This window comes from Specibacter sp. NPDC057265, from assembly GCF_042668835.1.
Classification (GTDB): domain Bacteria; phylum Actinomycetota; class Actinomycetes; order Actinomycetales; family Micrococcaceae; genus Specibacter.
Window position 1 is genome coordinate 1 of the sequence record NZ_JBHUYE010000055.1, and the last position, 1295, is coordinate 1295.

At 62.3% G+C, this 1295-nt stretch carries 1 protein-coding gene; it reads right to left on the minus strand.

The window, feature by feature from the left end; translation table 11 throughout:
* Nucleotides 1-30 precede the first annotated feature (30 nt).
* Nucleotides 31-1235 (minus strand): IS3 family transposase gene (locus ACFUCV_RS15005; protein ID WP_380817139.1). Its coding sequence is split into 2 segments (ribosomal slippage): nt 31-965 and nt 965-1235, totalling 1206 coding nucleotides; the frame shifts between segments, so codons are not numbered across the junction.
* Nucleotides 1236-1295: the final 60 nt, after the last annotated feature.

Below are 1295 nucleotides of genomic sequence, written 5' to 3' on the forward strand. Positions count from 1 at the left end.
TGAGGTTATCCGCAAATCGTGGACGGTTGGTCAGGCGGCTTTTGCCGTCTGAAGTTGGTCGAGCTTGACCTGGTTTTCGTAGGCGACCGGGCTGAGGTAGTCGAGCGCGGAGTGGATCCGTTGTCGGTTGTAGAACTCCTCGATCCAGCACCCCGTGGCGGTCATGGCTTCGTGCCGTGTCGGCCAAGAACGGCGGTTGTAGAACTCCGTTTTCAGCGTTGACCAAAATGACTCCTGCATCGCATTATCCCAGCAAACCCCGGTCCGTCCCACGGACTGGCTCACCCCGAGCTCCTTACACACGGCATGCATCTGGGCCGAGGTGAACTGCGTTCCGCGGTCGGCGTGGAACACGACCTCGCCCGGGTTGCCTTGGCGCAGGACCATCGCCATGCGCAGGGCCTTGATGACCAGCGCGGTGTCCTGCACTGAATCCATGGCCCAACCGATCACCCGCCTGGAACACCCGTCACGGACCGCGCAGAGGTACACCCAGCCCTGCTGCGTCCGCAGATAGGTGATGTCCGAAATCCAGATGGCATCCAATGCCCCGGTGTCCCAGCGCCGTTCGACCAGGTCAGGGATCGAGTGCGCACGCACCTTCCCCAACGGGGCAACAGGCGTGAATTTCCGCGGGGAGATGCCTTCCAAGCCCTGCCGGCGCAGGGAAGCTGCGACCGTTTTCACATCCACGCCGACTCCCATGCCGGACAAGACCGCACGGATCCTGGGCGCACCATAGGTGGCGTGCGATTCGGTATGGATCCGCACCACCTGCCGGTCCAATATTCCGCGGCGCAGGGCAGCCGGCCCGGGAACCACCTGCCGCTTCCGTTGCTCCCAGGCGTAGAACCCCGAGCGGGATACCCCCAGCAGCCGTGCCATCCTGGCCACCGGATAGTTGGCCTTCTCCGCACCCATTAGTTCGAAGCATTCTTGTTCGGATGCTTGGAGGCGAAGAAGGCTGCGGCTTTTCCCAAAAATTCGTTATCCATCCGCAGCTGCGCGTTCTCTTTGCGCAACCGCGCCAATTCCGCATTCGCACCAGTGGCCTCCGCGCCCGTTCCGGATTCACGGGCCCGCTCAGCAGAGACCCAGCGCCCCAGCGTCTGCGCACCCAGCCCCAGCTCGGCCGCGACCTGCGCAACCGGCCTGCCGGTATCAATCACCAACTTGGCAGCATTGGCCCGATACTCCGGAGAAAACTTTCGACGTGCAACATTCATAGAGAACACCCTCCCGCAGAATCCCACGATCCCGCTAATCAAGGTGTCCACGAAAACAGGTTAACCCCA